20 protein-coding genes and 1 tRNA gene are annotated in these 20,230 nt (G+C 64.9%); 13 read left to right on the top strand and 8 right to left on the bottom strand.

The features are described from left to right. The first annotated feature begins 39 nt into the window (after positions 1 to 39). Positions 40 to 177: a hypothetical protein gene (locus tag AC1DW9_RS14520; RefSeq protein WP_162768072.1), complete on the top strand. Its 138-nt coding sequence runs from the start codon at positions 40 to 42 to the stop codon at positions 175 to 177. Positions 178 to 195: 18 nt separating this feature from the next. On the opposite strand, the gene AC1DW9_RS14515 is transcribed toward AC1DW9_RS14520, so the two are convergent. Next, on the bottom strand, positions 196 to 1,635 hold the full coding sequence (locus AC1DW9_RS14515; protein ID WP_476855118.1) for an SNF2-related protein: 1,440 nt from the start codon (positions 1,633 to 1,635) through the stop codon (positions 196 to 198). Then, on the bottom strand, positions 1,632 to 2,603 hold the full coding sequence (locus AC1DW9_RS14510; RefSeq protein ID WP_441506273.1) for a LysR family transcriptional regulator: 972 nt from the start codon (positions 2,601 to 2,603) through the stop codon (positions 1,632 to 1,634). The genes AC1DW9_RS14515 and AC1DW9_RS14510 overlap by 4 nt, the downstream gene beginning before the upstream one ends. A gap of 169 nt (positions 2,604 to 2,772) precedes the next feature. Here AC1DW9_RS14510 and AC1DW9_RS14505 point away from each other — a divergent pair, with 169 nt between their 5' ends. The 6 genes from AC1DW9_RS14505 (at position 2,773) to AC1DW9_RS14480 (ending at position 9,700) form a co-directional block, all read left to right on the top strand. After that, positions 2,773 to 4,302: an ABC transporter substrate-binding protein gene (locus AC1DW9_RS14505; RefSeq protein ID WP_441506274.1), complete on the top strand. Its 1,530-nt coding sequence runs from the start codon at positions 2,773 to 2,775 to the stop codon at positions 4,300 to 4,302. 179 nt (positions 4,303 to 4,481) lie between these two features. After that, positions 4,482 to 5,399, top strand: a complete 918-nt coding sequence (locus tag AC1DW9_RS14500; RefSeq protein ID WP_441506275.1) for an ABC transporter permease — start codon at positions 4,482 to 4,484, stop codon at positions 5,397 to 5,399. 2 nt (positions 5,400 to 5,401) lie between these two features. Then, positions 5,402 to 6,298, top strand: coding sequence for an ABC transporter permease (locus AC1DW9_RS14495; protein WP_441506276.1), 897 nt, complete (start codon positions 5,402 to 5,404; stop codon positions 6,296 to 6,298). Next, positions 6,298 to 7,284, top strand: a complete 987-nt coding sequence (locus AC1DW9_RS14490; RefSeq protein ID WP_441506277.1) for an ABC transporter ATP-binding protein — start codon at positions 6,298 to 6,300, stop codon at positions 7,282 to 7,284. The genes AC1DW9_RS14495 and AC1DW9_RS14490 overlap by 1 nt, the downstream gene beginning before the upstream one ends. Next, the gene (locus tag AC1DW9_RS14485; RefSeq protein WP_441506278.1) at positions 7,281 to 8,294 is read left to right on the top strand and encodes an ABC transporter ATP-binding protein; all 1,014 of its coding nucleotides are present in this window, start codon (positions 7,281 to 7,283) and stop codon (positions 8,292 to 8,294) included. The genes AC1DW9_RS14490 and AC1DW9_RS14485 overlap by 4 nt, the downstream gene beginning before the upstream one ends. A gap of 17 nt (positions 8,295 to 8,311) precedes the next feature. Next, a complete protein-coding gene (locus AC1DW9_RS14480; protein WP_441506279.1) occupies positions 8,312 to 9,700 on the top strand; it encodes a M20 family metallopeptidase in 1,389 nt (462 codons plus the stop codon). A gap of 3 nt (positions 9,701 to 9,703) precedes the next feature. Here AC1DW9_RS14480 and AC1DW9_RS14475 read toward each other — a convergent pair whose 3' ends face one another. Beyond that, positions 9,704 to 9,958 carry a hypothetical protein gene (locus AC1DW9_RS14475; RefSeq protein WP_441491552.1) on the bottom strand — a complete coding sequence of 85 codons (255 nt, stop codon included), beginning with the start codon at positions 9,956 to 9,958 and terminating at the stop codon, positions 9,704 to 9,706. A 147-nt stretch (positions 9,959 to 10,105) separates the two neighbouring features. Continuing rightward, on the bottom strand, positions 10,106 to 10,618 hold the full coding sequence (locus tag AC1DW9_RS14470) for an MgtC/SapB family protein (RefSeq protein WP_441506280.1): 513 nt from the start codon (positions 10,616 to 10,618) through the stop codon (positions 10,106 to 10,108). A 237-nt stretch (positions 10,619 to 10,855) separates the two neighbouring features. On the opposite strand from AC1DW9_RS14470, the gene AC1DW9_RS14465 reads away from it, so the two are divergent. Next, entirely contained in the window at positions 10,856 to 11,533 is a 678-nt protein-coding gene (locus tag AC1DW9_RS14465) for an HPP family protein (protein WP_441506281.1), read from the top strand. A 123-nt stretch (positions 11,534 to 11,656) separates the two neighbouring features. Beyond that, complete coding sequence (locus tag AC1DW9_RS14460) at positions 11,657 to 12,622, top strand: 1-aminocyclopropane-1-carboxylate deaminase/D-cysteine desulfhydrase (RefSeq protein WP_441506282.1); 966 nt, start codon at positions 11,657 to 11,659, stop codon at positions 12,620 to 12,622. 218 nt (positions 12,623 to 12,840) lie between these two features. Here AC1DW9_RS14460 and AC1DW9_RS14455 read toward each other — a convergent pair. The 3 genes from AC1DW9_RS14455 to phhA all read right to left on the bottom strand — a co-directional run bounded on the left by AC1DW9_RS14455 (position 12,841) and on the right by phhA (position 15,345). Continuing rightward, positions 12,841 to 12,916: transfer RNA gene (locus tag AC1DW9_RS14455), tRNA-Lys, on the bottom strand. A gap of 143 nt (positions 12,917 to 13,059) precedes the next feature. Further along, positions 13,060 to 14,334, bottom strand: coding sequence for a solute carrier family 23 protein (locus AC1DW9_RS14450; protein ID WP_441491556.1), 1,275 nt, complete (start codon positions 14,332 to 14,334; stop codon positions 13,060 to 13,062). Positions 14,335 to 14,469: 135 nt separating this feature from the next. Continuing rightward, on the bottom strand, positions 14,470 to 15,345 hold the full coding sequence (phhA, locus tag AC1DW9_RS14445) for a phenylalanine 4-monooxygenase (protein ID WP_441506283.1): 876 nt from the start codon (positions 15,343 to 15,345) through the stop codon (positions 14,470 to 14,472). A 122-nt stretch (positions 15,346 to 15,467) separates the two neighbouring features. Between phhA and AC1DW9_RS14440 the strand changes: the two genes are divergently transcribed. Further along, positions 15,468 to 15,950, top strand: coding sequence for an Lrp/AsnC family transcriptional regulator (locus tag AC1DW9_RS14440; protein WP_441506284.1), 483 nt, complete (start codon positions 15,468 to 15,470; stop codon positions 15,948 to 15,950). A 96-nt stretch (positions 15,951 to 16,046) separates the two neighbouring features. Next, positions 16,047 to 16,871 (top strand): class I SAM-dependent methyltransferase, encoded by an 825-nt coding sequence (locus tag AC1DW9_RS14435; RefSeq protein WP_476775870.1) that lies wholly within the window; start codon positions 16,047 to 16,049, stop codon positions 16,869 to 16,871. 105 nt (positions 16,872 to 16,976) lie between these two features. On the opposite strand, the gene AC1DW9_RS14430 is transcribed toward AC1DW9_RS14435, so the two are convergent. After that, complete coding sequence (locus AC1DW9_RS14430; RefSeq protein ID WP_069879891.1) at positions 16,977 to 18,542, bottom strand: 2-isopropylmalate synthase; 1,566 nt, start codon at positions 18,540 to 18,542, stop codon at positions 16,977 to 16,979. Between the two features lie 420 nt (positions 18,543 to 18,962). Between AC1DW9_RS14430 and AC1DW9_RS14425 the strand changes: the two genes are divergently transcribed. Then, positions 18,963 to 19,604 carry a YoaK family protein gene (locus AC1DW9_RS14425; protein ID WP_441491560.1) on the top strand — a complete coding sequence of 214 codons (642 nt, stop codon included), beginning with the start codon at positions 18,963 to 18,965 and terminating at the stop codon, positions 19,602 to 19,604. 78 nt (positions 19,605 to 19,682) lie between these two features. Continuing rightward, positions 19,683 to 20,018 (top strand): hypothetical protein, encoded by a 336-nt coding sequence (locus AC1DW9_RS14420; RefSeq protein WP_441491561.1) that lies wholly within the window; start codon positions 19,683 to 19,685, stop codon positions 20,016 to 20,018. The last annotated feature ends 212 nt before the right edge of the window (positions 20,019 to 20,230 follow it).

Raw genomic sequence — 20,230 nt, 5'->3', positions numbered from 1 at the left:
GCCTGCGTTCTGAACAAGGGTTCGGCCAGGAGGGATCACATGTTCCGGATTCTATTGATCATCGCCGTGATCGCCATCGGCTTTGACGCTGTCGTTCATCAGGGCGCCTATACCCGCGAGATATGGCTGGGCCTTGTCGGCCTGACCAACTCCCTGCTGGGCAGCATCAAACAGTGACACCTGGTTGCCGTGCATTCAGGCCGCGGCTCGCTCCTCGACGAGGGACGCGATCGCATCCAGCATCTGCGTGTCGTCCCCGGCCATTCCGTCCATCGCCGCCATGCGGATGATGACGGTGGCCGCAACCGTCTCCTCCACCGTATCCTCGGCATAGGCATAAAAGATCGTGGCGTGCTGACCGTCGCGATGGCAGCGGCCCTCGATCTGCTGCAGCTGGATCGCGCCGTGTCGCATGTCGTGGACGACCAGCGACCGCTCGCGCTCGCCGCCGGCCATCTCGCCTCGATGCAGGGAGATCGACTCCGTCACCGTAAAGACGACGACGTCGAGCGCCCCGGTCTGGAAGGCAAGCCGCGTCTCTTCATTGGCCTGCCCGGAATGCTCGCCATTGATCTCGCCGACCTTCCAGCCGCGCCCGCGCAGCATCTCCGTCAGCATCGCGCTGGTCTCGAGAAAGGCGACGGAGATCGCGACCTGTTCGTCATTTCCGAGCAGGTCTTCGACGAAATCGGCGGTGCCAGGAATACGCAGCAGGCTCGCCTTCTGGCGGAACCTGAGATCGGCCGCCCAGCCGGCCGGCTTGCGTGTCGAACCACCGGCCAGGCCGAGCTCCCGCCGGAACTCGCGCCATGTCGCGTCGTAGAGCCGCCGTGCCGACGCATCCAACGCGATCGGCGCCAGCTCACGCTGCACCTCAGGCCAGCCGGCGATCTCTTCCGGCCGCCGGCGCAATCCGATTGCGTTCTCGCCCCGGTACAGCAGATCCGACATGAGCTTCCGGTCCGCCTCGTTCGACTCCCAGCTCCAGTTCTTCCAGCGCCCCTTGGCCCGGCCAATCTTCAGGCGCTTCATCAGGGCGCGAAAAYCGTCGAGATCGGCGCTCGGAGCACCGGCGGCCTGGGCCAGCAGCGATCCGAGATAGGAGAGTTCGTGCGGGGATTGGCCCGCCGTCGCGCTCATATAAATCGCGAAGCGGGCCGCCGCGGCCATCTGGCGACAGACCAGTCCCTGCTGCGAGTTCGGATTGCGGATGCGATGCGCCTCGTCGATCACCACGATCGGCCAGACCCGCTTCGGCGTCCCGAGCTTCGCGAGCTCGTTGTTCTTTGCCCGCGTCGAGCGCTTCTTGCTGTCGGTGGGGGCTGCGAGCAATGACTTCGTCCGCTCGAAATTCATCAGCGTGATCTTCTTCGGCGGCAGGCCGGAATGCGCGATGGTGCGCCGCCATTGTGGGATCGCGCCCTTGGGGCAGATCACCAGCACCTCGTCCTCCTGCATCGCGGCAACGGCGAGCCAGGCCGAAAGCGTCTTGCCGAGTCCCGTCAGATCGCCGAGCAGGAAGCCCGGCTTTCCAGCCGCCCGCGCGGCAAGGATCGCATCGCGCGCGACAAGCTGGTGCGGGTGCGGGATCATGATCTCCAACGGCGCCACGCCTCTTCCGGTCGGCTTCGTCATGCTCCCTCGGCTCCTCTCGCTTTGGCAGGCATGGCCGCCTGCCCGGTGCGCGGCGTCGCCGCCGCAGCCACGGCGTCGGCGGCCTGCAGTTCCGCGATCAACATGGTGATGAAATTTGTCACCAGCCGCGGCAGCACGCGGCCCGACATGGTCTGCACTTGCAGACTGCGCGGCGGCAACTCGCCATCCCTGAGCGGCAGCGCGACCACCGAGCCATCGCGGACCGAGGCGCCGAAGGAGATGCTGCTGGCGAACATCACGGCACCGCCGAGCTTACAGAGATGTCTGAGGCTCGCGACATTGGTCGTGACCAGAACCGGGTCGACGGTCAGGCCCCGCGCCGAGAAGTAGATATCGACGATCCTGCGCACCGTCGCCTCGCCATCGAGCACCCCGATCGGATGGGCGAAAATGTCCTCGATATGGATCGGCGTCTTGGTCGCCAGCGGATGGTGCGGCGCAACGAAGGCATAGGTCTGGGCCGCACATTGCCAGTTGATCGTGACCCCGCGCTCCGGCTGCAGCACGAAGGTCAGGCCGATATCGATCGAACCGGTGCGAATATGCTCGGTCACGACCTGCGGCGAGATGACCTTGAGATCGAAAGCAACATTGGGGTGGCGCCTCCGGAAGTTGTAAATGACTTCGGGGATGAAGCTGACGGCAAAGCCCTCGGTGACACCGAGGCGGATCAGGCCCTTGCTCGCGCTGCGCAACTCTCGGATTTCGTTGACGATCTGCTCGCTCTCGAGCTCCAGGCGCTGGGCATAGGCGGCAAGCGTCTGGCCGGCCTGGGTCAGGATCATGCCGTGTGAGCGCCGCTCGAACAGGCCGGCGCCGAGTTCCTTTTCCAGATTGGCGATCTGTCGGCTGACGGCCGAGCCGGCAACGCGCAGCCGCTGCGCCGCAGCGCTGACGGACCCTGTTCGCGCCACTGCCAGGAAATATCGCAACGCCGGAGTTTGCATGATCGGGCTTTAGCGATGCTTTGCCGGTTCGGCAACGATCCCTTCTATTCATTCTTATGGCGGCAAGCGCTTTCCTTAGGCAGATTTCAAACTGCATGCAGAGCGACGGATGACCGTTGCCGCACGTGGCTACACCAAGACGAGCGATAACGCTGCGAGGGGAAGAAGTATGAGATTTGTCACGAAGGCCATCGCGTTGGCCCTGGCTTCGACGGCTCTGGCCGCAGCGGGAGCGGCCACGCCGGCATTCGCCCAAAAGGCCGCCAATACCGTCCGCTTCGCCTATGATCAGGCACCTGAGAACGTCGACCCCTTCTTCAACAACGTCCGCATCGGCGTGATCATCGGCGCCAATGTCTGGGATACGCTGGTCTATCGCGACCCGGTCACCAACGAGTACAAGGGCCAACTCGCCAAGAGCTGGAAGCAGATCGACGACAAGACCATCGAGTTCGAGCTCCGCGAAGGCGTGAAGTTCCACAACGGCGAGGAATTCGACGCCGATGACGTGGTCTACACCCTGAATTTCGTCGCCAAGCCCGAAAGCAAGGTCGTCACCCAGGGCAACGTCAACTGGATCGAGAAGGCCGAGAAGCTCGACAAGTACAAGGTCCGCCTGACCACCAAGGAGATCTTCCCGGCTGCGATCGAGTATCTTGCCGGTCCAGTCGTGATCCATCCGAACGAGTATTACGAGAAGGTCGGCCCCAAGGGGCAGAACGAGAAGCCGGTCGGCTCGGGCCCCTACAAGGTCACGAACTACGTCCCCGGCAAGTCGATCACCCTTGAGACCAACAAGGACTACTTCAAGGATTCGCCCAAGGCGCAGGCCAAGGTCGGCAAGATCGAAATCCGCTTCATCCCCGACCGCCAGACCCAGATGGCCGAGATGCTGTCGGGCGGTGGCGACCTGATCATGCACGTGCCCAAGGATCAGGCCGACCAGCTCAAGACCGTGCCGATGCTGCAGGTCGTCTCCGGCGAGACGATGCGCATCGTCTTCATGCAGATGAACATCCTCGAGAACACGCCCTCCCCGGCGCTCAAGGATGAGCGCGTCCGCAAGGCGATCATCCACGCCATCGATCGCGAGGCGATGGTCAAGAACATCGTTGGCGACGGCTCGCGCGTCATCAATACGATCTGCTTCCCCTCGCAGTTCGGCTGCACGGACGAGGGCGCCGCGCGCTACCCCTACGACCCTGCCAAGGCCAAGGCGCTGCTCGCCGAGGCTGGCGTCAAGGACCTCACGCTCGACATCGTCGCCTATCGCGAACGCAATCAGACCGAGGCGCTGATCGGCTATCTCCAGGCCGTCGGCATCAAGACCAACCTGCGCTTCCTGCAATACGCCGCCATGCGCGAGCTGATCGCCACCAACAAGGCGATGCTGACGCACCAGACCTGGGGCTCGTTCTCGGTCAACGACGTCTCGGCCAACACACCGAACTATTTCGCCTTCCGCAGCGAGGACATCACCCGTGATCCGCAGGTCCGCGACCTGCTGAACAAGGGCAACAACTCGGTCGCGCCGGAGGTCCGCAGGGAGGCCTATAAGGAGGCGCTGAAGATCATCGCCGACAAGGCCTATGCCGCGCCGCTCTATTCGCTGCCGGTCTATTACGTCGCGAACAAGGACCTGATCTTCAAGGCCTATCCGGACGAGCTCGTCCGCTTCTGGGAAATGAGCTGGAAGTAGCACGCTCTCCGCTCAGATCGAGCCAAGCGTCTTCCCGGATCGGTGCTGACCGCGCCGATCCGGAATCCATGCCTGAGCGTCTCGGAACAGGGATTCAGATGTGGATCCCCGCTTTCCGGCGCGCTCAGGCCGGGATGACCAGGGATTCCGTTCCCCATGAACATCATTGGAAGCACCACGTGTTAGGCTTCATTCTCAAACGGCTGGGTCTGGCGCTGCTTGTCGCGCTCGCCGTCTCGGCCATCGCCTTCTTCCTGTTGCGCCTGTCGGGCGATGTCGCGGTCGCGATCGCCGGCGAAGGTGCGCAGCAGGCCGATATCGACCTGATCCGTGAGACCTACGGCCTGAACCGGCCGATCCTCGTGCAGTATCTCGACTGGCTCTGGCGGACACTCTCCGGCGATCTCGGCACGTCGATCTATTTCAAGACGGACGTCGCCTCGCTGGTGATGGCCAAGCTCCCGGTAACGCTGATCCTAGGCCTGACATCGCTCGCCTTCGCGCTGCTGATCTCGATTCCGCTCGGCGTGCTCGCGGCGATCTACGCCAATAGCTGGATCGATCGCGTTGCGCTGGCGATCGCCGTCGTCGGCCAGGCGATGCCGAACTTCTTCTTCGCGCTGATCCTGGTGATGCTGTTCTCGATCACCCTGCGCTGGCTGCCGGTTTCCGGCTCCGATAGCTGGCTGCACTACGTCATGCCGACCGTGGCGCTCGGCTATTACGCCGCGCCTGCCTTCATGCGGTTGATCCGCGCCGGCATGATCGAAGTACTCTCCGCCGACTACATCCGCACCGCCCGTGCCAAAGGGCTGCCACCCGGCAAGGTCGTGTTCAAGCACGCGCTGCGCAACGCGGTCGTCCCCGTGGTGGCGCTCGCCGCCGTCCAGCTCGGCTTCCTGCTCGGCGGCTCGGTGGTGATCGAAACGATCTTCGCGCTCGATGGGCTCGGCTACCTCGCCTATCAGAGCATTACCTACAAGGATTTCCCGGTCATGCAGGTCGTCGTCCTGCTGCTCTCGGTCGTCTACGTCCTGCTTACGCTCGCGGCCGATATCGCCAATGCCTGGCTCGACCCGCGCATCAGGGTGGCTTGATCATGAGCGAAACCGCACTCTCCGCTCCCGACGCTCCCGAGCTTTCCGAAGCCCGCAAGCTGCTGCGCCGCATGCTCGGCCAGAAGGCCTTCGTCTTCGGCGTCGGCCTGCTGCTGCTCTTCATCACAATCGCGCTGCTCGCGCCGGTTCTGGCGCCACATGATCCCTATCTGCAGAACCTGACGGCCCGCAATGTGCCGCCGTTCTGGTACGAGAAGGGCAATTGGGCCCACCCGCTCGGAACCGATCCGCTCGGGCGCGACTATCTCTCACGCCTGCTCTACGGCGCCCGGATCTCGCTGCTGATCGGCATAAGCGTCGTCGTCATCTCGGGCCTGATCGGCACGACGATGGGCCTGCTCGCCGGTTATTTCGGTGGCCGCATCGACATGCTGATGACGTTCCTGGTGACGACGCGCCTGTCGATGCCGGTGATCCTGGTCGCGCTTGCGGTCGTCGCCATCGTCGGCTCCTCGCTCTGGATCGTCATCCTGGTGCTCGGCCTGCTGAAATGGGACCGGTTCGCGGTCGTCATGCGCAGCGCAACCCAGCAGGTCCGCTCGCTCGACTATGTCGCCGCCGCCCAGGCCGCCGGCGCCTCGACCACGCGCATCATCCTCGGCGAGGTGCTGCCCAACATCGCTCCGCATCTCATCGTCGTCGCCACGCTGGAAGCGGCGAGCGCCATCCTGCTCGAGGCGGCGCTCTCCTTCCTCGGGCTCGGCGTGCAGCCGCCCCTGCCCTCATGGGGGCTGATGATCTCCGAAGCCAAGGCCTACATGTTCTTCTCGTTCTGGCTCATCGCCCTGCCCGGCACGGCGCTCGCCGTGCTCATCTTCGCGATCAACCTCGCCGGTGACGGCCTGCGCGACGTGATCTCGCCGGAGGGTCGCACCTGATGCAGGCCGCCGACAACACCGTGATTCTGGATGTCGACGGTCTCACCGTCGACATCGCCACCCCGCGCGGCCCGCTCCATGCGGTCCGCGACCTCTCCTTCAAGGTCGAGCGTGGCAAGACACTCTGCCTCGTCGGCGAGTCCGGCTGCGGCAAGTCGATGACCTCGCTTGCGATCATGGACCTGCTGCCGAAGGCTGCGAAACGCAGCGCCCGCAAGCTCGGCTTTGCCGGCGAAGACCTCGCCAGGGCTGGTGCCAAGCGCATCAACAGCCTGCGTGGCAACCGCATGGCGATGATCTTCCAGGAACCGATGACGGCCCTCAATCCGGCCTACACCATCGGCGACCAGATGACCGAGGCCTATCGCCTGCACAAGAAGGCGAGCGAGACGGAGGCACGCGAGCGCGCGACCCATCTGCTCGACAAGGTCGGCATCGCCAATGCCGCCCAGCGTCTCGGCCAGTATCCGCACCAGCTCTCGGGCGGCCTGCGCCAGCGCGTGATGATCGCCATGGCGCTGATGTGCGGCCCCGAACTGCTGATCGCCGACGAACCGACCACGGCGCTCGACGTCACCATCCAGGCGCAGATCCTGAGACTGCTTGCCGACCTCCAGCAGGAGCTCGGGATCGCCATGGTGCTGATCACGCACGACCTCGGCATCGTCGCGCGCATCGCCGACTGGGTCGGCGTGATGTATGCCGGGCAGATCGTCGAGGAAGGCCCGACGGAAGCGATCTTCCGCCAGCCGCGCCACCCCTACACCCAGGGACTGATCGACTGCATTCCTGTCCCCGGACGCACGGAGCCGGGCGGCAAGCTCGGCGTCATTCCCGGTGTCGTTCCCTCGCTCATCGGCGAGATCAAGGGCTGCAGCTTCCGCGATCGCTGTCAGCACGCTGAAGCGGCATGTGCGCAAACCCCACCCTTGCGCCACCGGCCTGACGGCCAGAGTTGGCGCTGCATCCTGGAGGACGCGGCATGAGCGGCGCTCTCTCGCCTCCCAACCTCGCGCAACCCGAGATCCTGCTCGAGGCCCGCGAGCTGACCCGTTCCTTCTCGGTCAGCCAGGGCCTGTTCAAGGGCAAGCGCACGCTGCACGCGGTCAACGGCGTATCGCTGGCGATCGCCAAGGGTGAGGTGCTCGGCATCGTCGGCGAGTCCGGCTGCGGCAAGTCCACGCTGGCGCGCATGCTGCTCGGCCTGTTGCCGCCTTCGAGCGGCGAGATCGCGCTCTCCGGCGAGAATGTCGGCAAGCTCGGGCGGCTCGGCATGGCCAGGCGGGTGCAGCCGGTTTTCCAGGACCCCTATTCCTCGCTCAACCCGCGCCGGACGATTGCCTCGATCGTCGCGCTGCCGCTCGCGGTGCAGGGCCTTGGCACAGCGGCCGAGCGGCGCAAGCGCGCCATCGACATCCTCGAGAAGGTCGGCCTTCCCAGGCGCTTCGCGGACCGGTATCCGCGCGAGCTCTCGGGCGGCCAGCGCCAGCGCGTCGCCATCGCACGTGCGCTGATCCTAAACCCCGAGATGGTGGTCTGCGACGAGCCGACTTCGGCGCTCGACGTCTCCGTGCAGTCGCAGATCCTCAACCTGCTCAACGACCTGCGTAGCGAGCTTGGCCTGACCTATGTCTTCATCAGCCATAATCTCGTGGTGGTGGAGCATATCGCGACCCGTGTCGCCGTGATGTATCTCGGCCGGGTCGTCGAGCTGACCGATACCGCGACCCTCTTCAAGGCGCCGCGCCATCCCTACACCAAGGCGCTGCTCGCCTCGGTGCTGACGCCGGAGCCGGGCAAGGGCATCCCGGAAACCGGCCTCGGCCTCGCCTTTCCCGACCCGCTCAACCCGCCGCCCGGCTGCCCCTTCCATCCGCGCTGCCCGGCGAAGATGGCGCAATGCGCGACGGTGACGCCAAAGCTGCGCCAGGACGAGAGCGGGCTGGTCGCCTGCCATCTCTACGAATCCGCCGCCTCAGGCGCGACTGCATCCTGACATCCAAGGAGACGACCATGACCCGCGCCAAGGCGATTGCGCATGCATATGACTATTTCGACAGCGGCAAGTTCAAGAGCGACCTTACGCGCCTCGTAGCGATGCCGACCGAGAGCCAGAACCCCGAGCGTGCTCCGGTTCTGAGCGAGTATCTCGAGAGGGAAATGCAGCCGCTGCTGGAATCGCTCGGCTTCACCTGCAGGACGCTGAACCATCCGCGCGCCAAGGGCCCGTTCCTTTTCGCCGAGCGTATCGAGGACCCGAGCCTGCCGACGATCTTCGGCTATGGCCATGGCGACGTGATCCGCGGCCTCGACAAGCAGTGGAGCGAGGGCCTCTCTCCCTGGACACTGACCGAGCGCGGCGACCGTTGGTATGGCCGTGGCGTCGTCGACAACAAGGGTCAGCACGTCATCAACATCAACGCCCTGCGTGCCGTCCTCGAAACGCGCGGCAAGCTCGGCTTCAACGCCAAATATCTGATCGAGATGGGCGAGGAATGCGGTTCGCCCGGCCTGCGCGAGCTCTGCACCGAGCAGAAGGAGCTGTTCAAATCCGATGTGCTGATCGGCTCGGACGGGCCGCGCCTCAATGCCGAGCGCCCGACGGTCTTCCTCGGCTCGCGCGGCGGGGTCACCTTCGATCTCACCATCACTGCCCGCGAAGGCGGCCACCATTCCGGCAACTGGGGTGGCATCCTCTCCGATCCCGCCATCCAGCTGGCCCATGTCATCGCTTCGATCGCCTCCCCGACCGGCCAGATCCGCATCCATGAGTGGGTGCCGAAAGAGTTGCCCGAGCCGGTGCGCAAGGCACTCGCCGATTGCGAGGTCGATGGCGGCCCGGACGGCCCGACGATCGATCCGGAATGGGGCGAGCCCGGCCTGTCGCCCGCCGAGCAGGTGTTCGGCTGGTGCTCCTTCGACGTGCTGGCGATGAAGTCCGGCGTGCCGGAAACCCCCGTGAACGCCGTGCCCCCGAGCGCCTGGGCCCGCTGCCAGCTCCGCTTCGTGGTCGGCATCGACCCGCAGGAGGTGCTGCCGGCGCTGCGTCGTCACCTCAAGCGCCACGGCTTCGGCATGGTCGAGGTCACGCTCGCTCGTGACGAGATCTTCAACGCGACCCGCCTCGATCCCGAGGATGCATGGGTGCATTGGGCGCTCGCTTCGATCGCCAGGACCACAGAGAAGAAGCCCGCGCTGCTGCCCAATCTCGGCGGCTCGCTGCCGAACGACATCTTCTCGGAGATCCTGGGCCTGCGCACCATCTGGGTGCCGCATTCCTATCCCGGCTGCTCCCAGCATGCTCCCGACGAGCACCTGCCCGTCGCCATCGCGCGCGAGGGACTCGGCATGATGGCGGGCCTCTACTGGGATCTCGGCGAGGGCAACACGCCGGCACTCTGAGGCCTATTCGACAGGCTTACGCGGCCCCCTGTCGGGCGGCAGATCGAACGGTGTCGCCGGAGGCCTCTCCGGCGGCACATTCGGTGGCAGCTCCGGCGGCGGATCGCGCGGGACGCCGACCGGCTCTTCCTCTGGCGGCGATTCGACCGGCGGCGCCGGCGGGACTTCTGCCGGCGTCAGAGGCGGGGCCTCGGGCGGCGGAAATGGCGGCTGCGGCACGCCCGGTGAGTTGAGCCGATCGGTGGTCGTCGCGGACATCACGAACTCCTTGTTCGGTCATCAACGCGTCGAAGCCGCGAAGGTTCGCGGCCAGCCCACCAAACGCCCCGGCATTCCGAAAGCGCCGCTCGATGGCGGCGGCATCAGTGTCATCGTACGGAGGAGCGCGGAGGAACGGCCCGCCGGTCAGGGCCCCGAAGAATCTCCGGACTCGGTCCCTGCCTTGGATCGAGAGCCATCTCCCTCCGAGAATTGATCGTCGTTCGGCGGTCGTCCCTGCGCCCAACGCTCGATCGAATGGTCGATGGCGAGCAGGGCGAGCGCGATGGCCGTGCCGGTAAGCGCCACACGCCAGTGACCAAGCCCGGCCGCAGAACCGAGCGCCGCTGTCACCCAGACGGCCGCTGCTGTCGTCAGCCCATGCGGCATGCGGTCATTCTCGCGCCGAATGATGACGCCCGCCCCCAGGAAGCCGATGCCGGTCAGGACGCCTTGCACGACGCGGCTCGCGGCGTCGGGATGGGGCGCCCCGTAGAGCTCACCGCTGAAGATGGCCGCTGCGGCCGCCGCGCCAACACCGACAAGGCCGAAGGTGCGAATTCCTGCGCTCTTGTGCCTCAGCGTCCGCTGCCAACCCACAGCGATGCCGGCAAGCGCACCGCAGAGCAGTTTCAGGACAATGTCGAGTTCGGTCAGCATGCGAAGCGAATCCCGACGCCACGGCGAAGCCTCATTTCTCTACCCGGCAGCGGAACTGATCAACAGTGCAGGAAGAACCGGGCAAGACTTCTGGCGCCTGGGTCTCGCCCCGCTGCATCCAGCTCCCCGCCGCCAAATTAACGTACAATAACGTGAATTATAGCAATTTCCGTTGATCTGTGCGCAATGCTCATATTACAAGCAGCGCTCCCGACCGATCGGACCAGTGCGGGCAGCGTGAAACTCTTCAGTCCCATTCTCGCCGGCGCCACGATCTCGGAACGTCTGATCGCCTGTGCGGGCGCGTTCGTCGCCATTGCGTTGACCGCCGCAGCCGGCCTGCTCTTCCCGGCCCCTTCTCCCTTGGTTGTTGCGCCGATTGGGGCTTCCGCGGTCCTGATCTTCGCCGTTCCGACAAGCCCTCTTGCCCAGCCCTGGCCCGTCATTGGTGGCAACGTCATCTCCGCCTGCGTCGGCCTTTGCGTTGCCTGGGCGGTTCCTGACGTCACCCTCGCCGCGGCGCTCGCGGTGGCGCTTGCGATCGCCGTCATGTCGGTCACGCGGTCGCTTCATCCTCCCGGCGGCGCGGTTGCCCTGACTGCCGCACTTGGTGGCTCGGCTGTCGCCAAATGGGGCTCTCTGTTCCCGCTGATCCCCGTCGGGTTGAACTCGCTGGCCTTGGTTGCGCTCGGGGTGGCATTCCATGCCCTCTCGCGCCGCTCCTATCCCCATCGTGCAGCACGAACCGAGCTGAACAAACTCCCGACGGGCTCAGCTCCGCCCTTCATCGCGGCGGATATCGACGAAGCTCTGGCGCAAATGGGCGAGACCTTTGACATCGCGCGCGATGATCTGGACCGGTTGCTGCAATATGCGGAGGCAAATGCGGCACGCCGACAAGCCCGGACGTCCTGAACGTCAGCATCGAGCGCTGGATTGCACCGCCGCCGGGCTTGTCTATTGCTATAGGGCGCTTCGCTTGTCTCGCCATGCTCGGCGTCGCGGCGGCGCCCCTGCATTCTGGATCTGGACCACGTCATGCTGAGCGCGTTTCCGCGGATCGATCTCGTCGGCGGCCCAACGGCGCTTGAGCCGATGCGCCGCATCGGCCGTGTGACCGGGCATCCGCAGCTTTGGATCAAGCGCGACGATTGCATGCCGCTGGCCTTCGGCGGCAACAAGGTGCGCAGCCTCGAATTCTGGATCGGAGAAGCGCTCGCACGGAAGAGCGACATGTTGGTGGTGGCCGGCGGCCTGCCCTCCAACCAATGCCGGCTGGCCGCGGCGGCGGCGGCAAAAATCGGCATCGACATGCTCGTCCTCTATGCCGGCGACCCATCGGCTCCTCTGCGCGGCAACGCCCTGCTGACGAAGCGACTGGGGGCCGACATCCAGATGCTCGGCCCCGTTGGCGAGGAGGAGCGTGGGCGGCTGGCGTGGCAGACAATCGCCGAACTCGTGGCAGCGGGACGACGGCCCTATCTGATTGGCGATCCGGTTCTGGGGGCGTTGGGCTATGTCCGGGCGGCGCAGGAGTTATCCGAACAGGCCCAGGCGCTGAGTCTCGATCTCCGGCACATCGTACTTCCCGGCTCGATGGGCGTGACGGAAGCGGGAATGATCTTCGGAGCGGCCGTCCTCGGACTGCCGTGGACCTTCCATCTGGTCAGCGTCGAATACGACGCTTGTACCCTTCGGCGCCGTCTCGACGCTATCCTGCGCGACCTTGCTGGGCTTGTTGGCCGAGCCCTGCCATCAGGGTGTCTCGACCGCGTCCGCATCGACCTCGGACAACTCGGCGAGGGATATGGCACCCCCACGCCGGCATCGGTTCAGGCGGCAGCTCTCTTTGCCCGGCATGAGGCGCTGATCCTTGAACAGACCTACGTGGCCAAAACCTTCGCCGGGCTTCTGAAGCTGGCGGAAGACCGCATCATTTCGCCCGATGACGCGGCCTGCATCCTGCACACCGGCGGCACGCCGGCGATTTTCGAACAGGGCTGATCCGCGCACACGCCTTCGTTCAAACGGGGCGCTCGTCCGGCTGTGCGGAGCGCTGGAATCTGGCCGAAGTTGCCGCTGCTACGCTGGGTCGAAGATTTGGCCGGCTCGGCACGAATGCATACCGGAACATGCAGCACGAGCCGCAAAACAACCATGCCGGTCCCGGGCAAGGCCGGTCCCCAGGCGGGGCTAAATATCTGAACTTCAAGGAAGGTTCGTGGTGGGTGATGTAGGGCTCGAACCTACGACCCGCTGATTAAGAGTCAGCTGCTCTRCCAAYTGAGCTAATCACCCATACGCCACGAAGACGTTGCCTTTCTGCCGGCCGGAACCGCGTCAGGCAGGGGGCGTGTAACAAACGCCCCCTGCCCTGTCCACCCCGTTTGAGCAGAAAAATGCACTCCGGCTAAATGCCTGTGTGCAACTGCGAGAAATCCTCACGCAGTGCGGCGATTGAGCAGGTGGTAAAGTGCGATCGCACCGAAGGTAGCGGTGCCGATTCCGCCGAGTTCGAAGCCGAAAATCGGCAGTTTGAGATCGCCGGCGCCGAGGATCAGCGCGGTCGCAACCGTGATGAGGTTCTTCGGCGCAGAAAAATCGACCTTGTTCTCGACCCAGATCCGGCCCGCAGTCGCAGCGATCAGGCCGAAGACGACGACAGCGAGACCGCCCAGCACTGCGACCGGGATCGTGCCGATCACCGCGCCGAATTTGGGCGAGAAGCCGAGCACCAGTGCGATCACGCCCGCAGCGACGAAGACCAGGGTCGAATAGACCCGCGTCACCGCCATCACGCCCATGTTTTCGGCATAGGTCGTGACGCCCGTGCCGCCGCCCGACCCGGCGATGATGGTCCCCAACCCGTCGGCCATGAAGCCGCGCCCGATCAGCGGATCGAGGTTACGGCCGGTCATCACGGCAATGCCCTTGATATGCCCGAGATTCTCCGCGACCAGGATGATCGCGACCGGAGCGATCAGCGCCATCGCCTTGAAATCGAAGACCGGTGCGACGAAATTCGGCAAGCCGAACCAGGATGCTGCGGCGATCTTCCCGAAATCGATTGTCGGAGCGCCGAAAGATGAGGCCGTCGCAGCATAGACCACATAGGCCGTGAGGCCGCCGATCAACACCGGCAGCCGCTGCGCCAGCCCGCGCCCGTAAACCGCCACCAGCGCGACCGCGACGACGGTGAACAACGCGATCCATTTCGTATAGGGGCTCGCCGAGATCATGTTCATCGCGACCGCGGTCAGGTTGAGACCGATCGCGGCGACAACCGCGCCGGTGACCACGGGCGGCAGCAGTTTCTCGATCCAGTTGGTGCCGACGGCCTGCACGATCAGGCCGATGGCGAAATAGACCGCGCCGCAGGCGATGATGCCGCCAAGCGCCACCCCGATATTCGCGTTGGGGCCAGCCCCGGCATAGCCCGTCGCAGCGATCACCACGCCGATGAAGGCAAAGGAGGAACCGAGATAGCTCGGCAGCTGCCCCCTGGTGATCACGAAGAAGAGCAGCGTCGCGATGCCCGAGAAGAAGATCGCGACATTGGGGTCAAACCCCATCAGCAGCGGTGCCAGCACTGTCGAGCCAAACATGGCAACGACGTGCTGCAACCCCGCGACGATCGTCTGCCCGGTCGGCAGCCGCTCATCCGGCATCACCGCGCCGGTTGTTTTCAATGTCCATTTCGGAAAATAGCCAGCCATGCCTCACGCTCCCCAGCCAAGCCGCGACCATGCTCGCGTCACGAACGGACATAGAAGGCAAGCGCGCTGCCGCCGCCAAGACGGCGGCAGCGAAATCGCTGTGATTTCAGGGGAAAACCGGTTCTCCCCGGCAGCTCAGGAGGCGATCTGCGTTTGCCGATGGTGGCTCTGATCACCACGCTGGAAAAGACGATCCGCCGGCAGCGCCATTTCCGGATCGATATCGGCCCCGGCCCGCGCCTGGGACAAGGTCATCGCCAGCGATGTTTCATCAAGCGCCGGCATGGCGTCGAAGCCGGGCATCACGAAATAGCTCTGCTGGTAATCGTCGATGCGGTAGAGCGTACGCATCACGCGGACCGCATCGAAGGCGATGCGGTTGGGTGATGTGCTCTCGAGCGCGAAGATCGTCTCCCCCGGCGAGGAGGCGATGCCGGCACCGAAAATGCGCAGGCCGGACTTGGTCTCGATCAGCCCGAACTCGACGCTGTACCAGTAGAGCCGCGCCAGCCGCGCAAGATCGGCGGCATCATGCAGTCGCAATCCCGCCTCGCCATAGGCCGCGACGAAATCGGCATAGGCCCGGTTCATCAGCAGCGGCACATGGCCGAAGATGTCATGGAAGATGTCCGGCTCCTCGATGTAGTCGAACTCCTCTGGCCGCCTGATCCAGAAGCCCGCTGGGAAGCGGCGTGCCGCCAGATGCGTGAAGAAGACCCGGTCCGGCACCAGCCCCGGCACGGCCACCACCGTCCAGCCGGTCGCCGCTTCGAGCACGCGGTTCAGGTCGCGAAAATCGGGAATGCCATCGGCAGCGATGCCAAGCGCAGTGAGCCCCTCGAAATATTCGTCGCAGACGCAACCGCGGAGCAACTCGGCCTGGCGTCGATGCAGCCGCGACCAGGTTTCATGATCAGCCCGCGAATAGGCGTCGAAACGTTGATCGACGACGAAATCCTCTGGTATTTCATGCGGCTTCAAGCCGGAGCGGGAGAACGGATCGGTCGACATGGCGCACCTCCCTTGCATGCACTGAGCATGCGCGGAGCCGACGGTCATGTCCTGACCATTTCTTGTTCTTCGACACGTCTGTTGGCAGGATATGACCCGAGGAAATGGATTGAGGTCCGATGATGCCCCACCATCCTGCAAACCCGTCTCGGCTCGACGAGACCGATCGGCGGATCCTGCGCGCCCTGCAGCGTAATGGCCGGATCACCAACGCAGCGCTGTCCGAAGAGATCGGCATGGCGGCCTCGCCCTGCCTGCGCAGGCTCAAGGCGCTGGAGGAGGACGGCATCATTACTGGCTACCGCGCGGAACTGGACCGGCGCGCACTCGGCCACGGCGTCGAAGCCTATGCCTTCGTCAAGCTCTCGCAATCCGACCCGGACTGGCGGACAAGGCTGGTCGAGAAGCTCAAATCCTTCGAGGAAGTGATCTCCTGTCAGGCCATGACCGGCGAATGCGACCTGCTCGTTCATATCGTCGCGGACGATATCGAGGCCTATGGCGAATTCGCGATGCAGCGCCTGCTGACGCTGCCCGGCGTCGCGGACATGCGCTCCTCCTTCGTGCTGGCGACGATCAAAGCGGACGAGGGCTGGCCGGTGTGAGGGCGAGCGGACGTTTCGCTCCGATCGTGCTATTCTCAGGTACGATGCGCGCCGCGCGACCGCGGCCAAGCGGAGTGTAATGGGGAGGCCCGTTTGATGGCCGCATCCAGTGCCTTCGGGAATCTCGAGCAGACGGGCTGGGGCTCGGCGACGGTCGCGCTCGCCTATCATCGCAATCTGGGCGAAGTGACATCGGGTTGCATCCCCGAGTTGATCCGCGCCGCCGACCTGAATGCGGGCGATAGGGTTCTCGATGTCGCCTGCGGTGTCGGCTATGTGGCGGCCGCCGCGCGTGATCATGGCGCAGATGCCATCGGCCTGGACTTTTCCGCAGTCCAGATTCGGCTGGCACAGCAGACCTATCCAGATATCCGCTTTGTGGAGGGGGATGCCGAGGCCCTCCCTTTTGCCGATGGTGAGTTCGATGCCGTCCTCAACGCCTTCGGATTGCCCCACCTGCCCGATCCGGACAAGGCACTGGCCGAGGCCTGCCGCACTCTCAAACCCGCCGGGCGCTTTGCCTACGCCTCGTGGAGCGACGCGACGAAGTGCATCGCTTTCTCGATGGTCTATGACGCGATCCACGCTCATGGCTCACTGGACGTGGGGCTGCCTCCCGGCCCCAACTTCTTCAGCTATGGCGAACCGGGCTTCGCCGCCCAGTTGCCCGCCCGAGCCGGTTTCGTGAATATATCGACCATGGAAGTCCCGCTGGTCTGGCGCGTTTCATCTCCCGACGCGATCATCGACGCCATTTCATCCGGCACGGTCCGCGCCGCAGCTGTCCTGCGCCTGCAGCGTCCGGAGAACCTGGCCAGGATCAAGGAATATCTGCGCGAACGGGTCTCCGCATACGAGCGCAACGGCATCTATGCCGTGCCGTCGCCGGCCCTGGTCGCCAGAGGTAGCAAGCCCGGCTGACGCAGCATCACCGGTCTCGTTGCAAACCGCCGGAACATCACTTTACCGCAAGCCCCCGGGACGAACTCATCGTCTCGCCCGGGGCCCGCAGTTGAAGGGTGGCAGCTACTCCGCAGCCGCCTGCGCATGCACGCGCGCACCGCGCGCGATCAGCTTGTTGAGCGCCGAGAGATAGGCCTTGGCCGAAGCGACCAGAGTGTCGGGGTCGGCGCCGCGGCCAGTGACCGACGCACCGCCCTCGGAGAGCCTGACAGAAACCTCGGCCTGGGCATCGGTGCCCTCCGTCACGGCATGGACGTCGTAGAGCTCCAGATGGGCCTCGTGCGGCACGATCGCCTTGATCGCCTTGAAGACCGCATCGATCGGCCCGTTGCCTTCGGCTTCCTCGGCGACGACGCGCCCTTCGACATCCAGCTTCATCATGGCCCGCTGCGGGCCACGCGTGCCGGCGATCACCGTCAGCGAGACCAGCTTCACGCGGTCATGCGCGGTTGCGATGTTCTCGTCGACCAGCGCTTCGATATCCTCGTCATAGACGTGCTTCTTGCGATCGGCCAAGGCCTTGAACCGGGTGAAGGCGTCCTCCAGCTGGTTGTCGCCGAGATCGTAGCCCATGTCCTTCAGCTTGGAGCGGAAGGCGGCGCGCCCCGAATGCTTGCCCATCACCAGTGAGGTCTTGGTCACGCCGACCGAGGCGGGCGTCATGATCTCATAGGTCTGCTGGTGCTTCAGCATGCCGTCCTGGTGAATGCCGCTTTCATGGGCGAAAGCGTTCCGACCGACGATCGCCTTGTTGTACTGCACCGGGAAGGAACAGGCGGTGGAAACCGCCTTCGACGCACGCATCAGCATGGCCGACTCGATGCCGGTATCGTAGGGCAGGACGTCGCCACGGACCCGCAGGGCCATCACCACCTCTTCCAGCGCCGCGTTGCCCGCGCGCTCGCCGATGCCGTTGATCGTGCATTCGACCTGCCGCGCGCCGCCCTCGATGCCGGCCAGCGAGTTGGCGACAGCCAGGCCGAGATCGTTATGACAGTGCACCGAGAAGATCGCCTTGTCGGCATTCGGCACGCGCTCGCGGATCGAGCTGAACATGGTGCGATACTCGTCCGGCGTCGCGTAGCCGACGGTATCGGGCAGGTTGATCGTCGTCGCCCCCGCCTTGATCGCCGTCTCGACCGCCCGGCAGAGATACTCGATCGGCGTGCGCGTCGCATCCATCGCCGACCACTCGACATCCTCGACCAGGTTGCGCGCCTGGGCGACGGTCCTGGTGATGATCTCCAGAACCTCATCCTCGGTCTTGCGCATCTGATGCTGCAGATGGATCGGAGAGGTCGAGACGAAGGTGTGGATGCGCGGCTTCACCGCGTGGCGGACGGCTTCCCCTGCCCGAGCGATATCGGCGCTGATGGCGCGCGCCAGCCCGGCAACGGTCGCACGCTTGATCCGCTTGGCGATTTCCGAGACGGCCTCGAAATCGCCATCGGACGCGATCGGGAATCCGGCCTCGATGATGTCGACGCCCATGGCGTCCAGCACATCCGCGACCTCCAGCTTCTCCTCGAAGGTCATGGTCGCGCCGGGGCATTGTTCACCGTCACGCAGAGTGGTGTCGAAGATCAGCACCCGGTCCTTGGAGGATGCAGTCTGGGAAGCGTTGGTCATGGTCGTGATCCTGATTGGGTCGCGCCGCGGTCGTTGGGATGGGCGCGTTAGGTCTGGAAGGCGGTTCTCGTCACTCCCCTGAGCGCCCAGGCATGCATGCCCGGCCGGCCCTCAGGGGCGGCTAAGGAGAAGAAGCTGACCAAGGCCAAGCGGAGCGCGCATGCCGACCGTCCGCGCAGCGGCGCGGCTCAGGATCCAGGCATGGGTGGCAGATGCGGCCACGGGCGTTCCTCGTTCGACTGGACACGATGTAACCGAAAGCACCCGCGGTGCGCAAGCATGTGACGCATGCGAAGTTTGCAACGTCGTCCCGGCCGGAGTCTCGCTATCCTGACCGGGCCGCAACTGCTGGCGCGGCATGCATTGTCCGCTCCCCGCGAATCGCATTCGATCGCCGGGCAGGCTGGGGAGAGATATCCGATGATGCGCTACGACCGCCGCACGATCGGTCTTGCGGTCGGGCTGACCTGTCTTGCAGGCTATGTCGATGCGCTCGGCTTCATCAGCCTTGGCGGTTTCTTCGTGTCCTTCATGACCGGGAATACGACGCGGCTCGGGATCGAACTCGCCAACGGCCATCTCGGCGGTATCGCGCTGGCAGGCGGTATCATCATGCTCTTCGTCGGCGGCGTGGTGCTCGGCTCGCTCGTCGGACATTTTGCCCGGACGAGGCGGCATACCGCCGTGCTGGCAGCTCTGACGATCTGTCTCTTCATCGCTGCGCTGTCCGACAGGCTGGGAGAGGCCGGCATCAGCATCGCCATGCTCGCCGTCGCCATGGGCATGGAAAACTCCGTCTTCCAGCGCGACGGCGAGGTCACGATCGGCCTGACCTACATGACCGGCACGCTGGTAAAGATGGGGCAACGCATCGCCGGGGCCCTGCTTGGCGGCTCCCGCCTCGCCTGGCTGCGCCATTTCACGCTCTGGCTTGGGCTGCTGAGCGGAGCGGTTGCCGGCGCTCTTGCGCATCACATGATCGGACTCGACGCAATCTGGCTGGCCGCCGCTTTCTCGGGGTTCCTGACACTGGCTGCCTCCCGCCTCCTACTGACGGACTGACCTGCGAGCGGAGGCGATTGGAACCGCGCGGGGAATCGGTCATTGTCCCGGCCGTTCGCCAGCCGGAGCCTGCATGCGATGCGCGCCACTTCGTTCTTGATCCCCGCCCTCGCCGGCTTCCTTCTCGCCGCCTGCCAGACAGCAGGACCACCGCCCGCCCCGGCTCCGGAGCAGGCAGCACCGGGCGTGACGCCCAGCACCTTCCGCATGCCGAGCGGATCGGGCTGCTCGGGCGAGGTCGAACGTTTCCAGGCGGTGATGGATAACGACCTCGCGACCGGCCACACCACCAAGGGCGTGCACAGCCGCGTCAGTGCCGAGATTGCCAATGCCCGCACGAGTTGCGCCGCGGGCAATGACGCTAGGGCGATCTCCCAGGTGCGCGCCACCAAGTCACGGTTCGGTTATCCGTAAGGCTTCTGTAATGGGCCTTTGATCGTCAAGTCCCTCTGAACGATATCTCGTCGCCAGGATCATGCTTCTGTCCGTGGTCAGTACGAAGACCGCCACACCATGCCATCAGATCCAGAGCCGACAGGTCAATCTAGGGGTGCGTGATTTGCCGAGGCAATCACAGCCTTACACACGACCTTGCCAGGCTCTCGTCCCAGCGACGGGACCTCAGA

The organism is Allobosea sp. P4_E12, from assembly GCF_056401655.1.
This window is presented reverse-complemented; position numbering and strand designations above follow the sequence as displayed.

Coding starts and splice junctions, on each gene's coding strand:
- AC1DW9_RS14520 (WP_162768072.1), top strand. CDS start 40: ATGTTCCGGATTCTATTGATCATCGCCGTGATCGCCATCGGCTTTGAC.
- AC1DW9_RS14510 (WP_441506273.1), bottom strand. CDS start 2,603: ATGCAAACTCCGGCGTTGCGATATTTCCTGGCAGTGGCGCGAACAGGG.
- AC1DW9_RS14505 (WP_441506274.1), top strand. CDS start 2,773: ATGAGATTTGTCACGAAGGCCATCGCGTTGGCCCTGGCTTCGACGGCT.
- AC1DW9_RS14495 (WP_441506276.1), top strand. CDS start 5,402: ATGAGCGAAACCGCACTCTCCGCTCCCGACGCTCCCGAGCTTTCCGAA.
- AC1DW9_RS14490 (WP_441506277.1), top strand. CDS start 6,298: ATGCAGGCCGCCGACAACACCGTGATTCTGGATGTCGACGGTCTCACC.
- AC1DW9_RS14485 (WP_441506278.1), top strand. CDS start 7,281: ATGAGCGGCGCTCTCTCGCCTCCCAACCTCGCGCAACCCGAGATCCTG.
- AC1DW9_RS14480 (WP_441506279.1), top strand. CDS start 8,312: ATGACCCGCGCCAAGGCGATTGCGCATGCATATGACTATTTCGACAGC.
- AC1DW9_RS14475 (WP_441491552.1), bottom strand. CDS start 9,958: ATGTCCGCGACGACCACCGATCGGCTCAACTCACCGGGCGTGCCGCAG.
- AC1DW9_RS14470 (WP_441506280.1), bottom strand. CDS start 10,618: ATGCTGACCGAACTCGACATTGTCCTGAAACTGCTCTGCGGTGCGCTT.
- AC1DW9_RS14460 (WP_441506282.1), top strand. CDS start 11,657: ATGCTGAGCGCGTTTCCGCGGATCGATCTCGTCGGCGGCCCAACGGCG.
- AC1DW9_RS14450 (WP_441491556.1), bottom strand. CDS start 14,334: ATGGCTGGCTATTTTCCGAAATGGACATTGAAAACAACCGGCGCGGTG.
- phhA (WP_441506283.1), bottom strand. CDS start 15,345: ATGTCGACCGATCCGTTCTCCCGCTCCGGCTTGAAGCCGCATGAAATA.
- AC1DW9_RS14440 (WP_441506284.1), top strand. CDS start 15,468: ATGCCCCACCATCCTGCAAACCCGTCTCGGCTCGACGAGACCGATCGG.
- AC1DW9_RS14435 (WP_476775870.1), top strand. CDS start 16,047: ATGGCCGCATCCAGTGCCTTCGGGAATCTCGAGCAGACGGGCTGGGGC.
- AC1DW9_RS14430 (WP_069879891.1), bottom strand. CDS start 18,542: ATGACCAACGCTTCCCAGACTGCATCCTCCAAGGACCGGGTGCTGATC.
- AC1DW9_RS14425 (WP_441491560.1), top strand. CDS start 18,963: ATGATGCGCTACGACCGCCGCACGATCGGTCTTGCGGTCGGGCTGACC.
- AC1DW9_RS14420 (WP_441491561.1), top strand. CDS start 19,683: ATGCGCGCCACTTCGTTCTTGATCCCCGCCCTCGCCGGCTTCCTTCTC.